The organism is Cellulomonas septica (assembly GCF_012396155.1).
Classification (GTDB): domain Bacteria; phylum Actinomycetota; class Actinomycetes; order Actinomycetales; family Cellulomonadaceae; genus Cellulomonas; species Cellulomonas septica.
Window position 1 is genome coordinate 1 of sequence record NZ_JAAXOY010000408.1, and the last position, 3,213, is coordinate 3,213.

The 3,213-nt window shown below is 72.0% G+C and carries 3 protein-coding genes; all 3 read right to left on the reverse strand.

Translation table 11 applies throughout. The annotated features are described in order from the left end of the window. Positions 1–89 precede the first annotated feature (89 nt). Entirely contained in the window at positions 90–1,772 is a 1,683-nt protein-coding gene (gene ettA / locus HGA02_RS14060) for an energy-dependent translational throttle protein EttA (protein ID WP_124343734.1), read from the reverse strand. Between the two features lie 115 nt (positions 1,773–1,887). Further along, positions 1,888–2,442: a single-stranded DNA-binding protein gene (locus HGA02_RS14065; RefSeq protein ID WP_168679561.1), complete on the reverse strand. Its 555-nt coding sequence runs from the start codon at positions 2,440–2,442 to the stop codon at positions 1,888–1,890. A gap of 606 nt (positions 2,443–3,048) precedes the next feature. Next, positions 3,049–3,192 (reverse strand): SWIM zinc finger family protein, encoded by a 144-nt coding sequence (locus HGA02_RS14070; protein ID WP_343035485.1) that lies wholly within the window; start codon positions 3,190–3,192, stop codon positions 3,049–3,051. Positions 3,193–3,213 lie beyond the last annotated feature (21 nt).

The window sequence follows — 3,213 nt, forward strand, 5'->3', positions numbered from 1 at the left end:
CCGACGCTCGCGGAGGGCGACGGCGGAGGGGGACGCGAACGACGACGGGCCGCGCGGATCGCTCCGCCCGGCCCGTCGTGGCAGGCAGGTCAGTCGCGCCGCAGCTTGCGGTACGTCACGCGGTGCGGACGCGCCGCGTCGGCGCCGAGGCGGGCGACCTTGTTCTCCTCGTAGGACGCGAAGTTGCCCTCGAACCAGTACCAGTTCGCCGGGTCCTCCTCGGTGCCCTCGTAGGCGAGGATGTGCGTCGCGACGCGGTCGAGGAACCACCGGTCGTGCGACACGACGACCGCGCAGCCCGGGAACTCGAGCAGCGCGTTCTCGAGCGAGCCGAGCGTCTCGACGTCGAGGTCGTTGGTCGGCTCGTCGAGCAGCAGCAGGTTGCCGCCCTGCTTGAGCGTGAGCGCGAGGTTGAGGCGGTTGCGCTCACCACCGGACAGGACGCCCGCGGGCTTCTGCTGGTCCGGGCCCTTGAACCCGAACGCGGCGACGTACGCGCGCGAGGGCATCTCGACGTTGCCGACCTTGAGGAAGTCGAGGCCGTCGGAGACGACCTCCCACAGCGTCTTCTTCGGGTCGATGCCGCCGCGCGACTGGTCGACGTAGGAGATCGACACGGTCTCGCCGATCTTCAGGTCGCCGCCGTCGAGCGGCTCGAGCCCGACAATCGTCTTGAAGAGCGTCGTCTTGCCGACGCCGTTCGGGCCGATGACGCCGACGATGCCGTTGCGCGGCAGCGTGAACGACAGCCCGTCGATGAGCGTGCGGCCGTCGAACCCCTTCTCCAGGTCCTTCGCCTCGAGGACGATCGACCCCAGGCGCGGGCCCGGCGGGATCTGGATCTCCTCGAAGTCGAGCTTCCGGGTGCGGTCCGCCTCGGCGGCCATCTCCTCGTAGCGGGCCAGACGCGACTTCGACTTGGTCTGGCGGCCCTTCGCGTTGGACCGGACCCACTCGAGCTCGTCCTTGAGGCGCTTGGCGAGCTTCGCGTCCTTCTTGCCCTGGATCGCGAGGCGCTCCTGCTTCTTCTCCAGGTAGGTGGAGTAGTTGCCCTCGTACGGGTAGAGGCGCCCGCGGTCGACCTCGCAGATCCACTCCGCGACGTGGTCGAGGAAGTACCGGTCGTGCGTGACCGCCAGGATCGCGCCCGGGTAGTCCTTGAGGTGCTGCTCGAGCCAGAGCACGCTCTCGGCGTCGAGGTGGTTGGTGGGCTCGTCGAGGAGCAGCAGGTCGGGCTTCTCGAGGAGGAGCTTGCAGAGCGCGACGCGGCGGCGCTCACCACCGGAGAGCACCTTGACGTCGGCGTCCGGCGGCGGGCAGCGCAGCGCGTCCATGGCCTGCTCGAGCTGCGCGTCGAGGTCCCACGCGTCGGCGGCGTCGATGGCCTCCTGCAGCTGGCCCATCTCGGCGAGGAGCGCGTCGAAGTCCGCGTCGGGGTCGGCCATGAGGGCCGAGATCTCGTTGTAGCGGTCGAGCTTGCCCTTGATCTCGCCGACGCCCTCCTCGACGTTGCCGAGGACGGTCTTGTCCTCGTTGAGGGGCGGCTCCTGCTGGAGGATCCCGACCGTGTAGCCGGGGCTCAGGCGCGCCTCGCCGTTCGACGGCTGGTCGAGCCCGGCCATGATCTTGAGGATCGTCGACTTGCCGGCGCCGTTCGGGCCGACGACGCCGATCTTCGCGCCGGGCAGGAAGTTCAGGGAGACGTCGTCGAGGATGACCTTGTCGCCGTGCGCCTTGCGCGCCTTGTACATGGAGTAGATGAACTCAGCCACTGGCCTGTCGTCCGCCTCGGTGTCGTGGATGGTGGACGACGTCGGCGGGCCGCTCGGGGTGTCGGGCACCCGGCGGCCCGGCCGCGTCGTCGTTGCGGTCCCCCAGCCTAGGCGATCAGGCCACGACGACCGGAGCGAGCGGCCCGTCGACGCGCCCGGACACCACGCCGGGGCCGTCGTCGTCGACGTGCTCGCCGGGGACGAGGTCGTCGCCGGCCTCGACGAACCCGGTGACGTCGACCGGCGCGCGGGTCGCGCCGTCCGCGTCCGCGCCCGCCTCGCCGTCGGCCGCGTCGGCGCCCGTGCTCACGGTCCGCGCGAACCGCGACGTGCCGAACGTGAGGTCGTGACCGACCGCGCTCGCCTCGACGACGAGCGACGTGCGCGGACCGTCGTCGGCCTGCCACTCCTCGGTCGACAGGCGTCCGTGCACGACGACCGGGTCGCCCTTGCGGAGCGACTCGGCGACGTTGAGCGCGCCGGACCGCCAGATCTTCACGGTGAACCACTCGGTCCGGCCGTCGCGCCAGGCGCCCTCGCGCCGGTCGAACCACCGCCGCGTGCTGGCCATGCGGAACGACGTGAACGGCACCGTGCCGGGGCCGTTGAAGTGCCGGACGTCGCTGCCGACCCACCCGACGAGCGTCAGGTCGAGGGAGTGCGTGCTCATGCTGGTCTCCTGTGCCGCGGCCCCGCGGGTGCGGGGCGTGTGCGGTCAGCGTCGGCCGCAGGAAGGCCCCGCCGGCCGGGCGCGGGACGCACCGGTGGACCGACGACGTCCGGGACGGGCTGTGGACCGCCCAGTCCTTGAGGTACTCGACACGGTGCGGCACCGGCAGGTCGTGACGGTCGACGAGCCGGACGGTGACACCGCCGAGCATGCTCGTCGTGTGCTCCCAGGGCCGTCCCGACCGCTCCACCGCCTCGACGAACCGTGCCGCGTAGGTATCGCCGTGAGCGGACACGAGTCGCGTGAGCAGCTCGTCACCATCGGGCGCCGACGCGAGCAGCCGTGCGGCTCGACGTGCGTCCACCCCGACGCGCACCGCGAACAGGCGGAGCATCCCCTCGTCGACGTCCGTCCAGGAGATCCAGCCCCAGGTGTTCGGACCCTTCTGACCGATCTCGCCCCACTCGCCCGACGCGAGGCCCTCGCGCGCGACCCGCTGCTGCTCGGGCGTCCCGAGCGGCAGCGACTCGACGTCCTCGACGGACGCGGACGCCCACCCCAGCGAGCGGAAGACGTCGATCGCGGCGACCTGGCGGGTGGTGAGCGTCATGCGGTGGCCTCCGAGGCGATCTGGACGGCGAGGACGTGCGCGCACGGCCCGCGGCCGGTGCCGTGCGCGAGGAACCACGGGCAGGTGCACCGGCCGCCGGCGGCGACGCGGTGGTCCGGACCGCCGCTCCGGCTGCGCACCGTCCACCCGTCGGCGGTGGG

Bases quoted from the DNA above. Each gene is read 5' to 3' on its own strand.
- HGA02_RS14065 (WP_168679561.1), bottom strand. From the start codon at position 2,442: ATGAGCACGCACTCCCTCGACCTGACGCTCGTCGGGTGGGTCGGCAGC.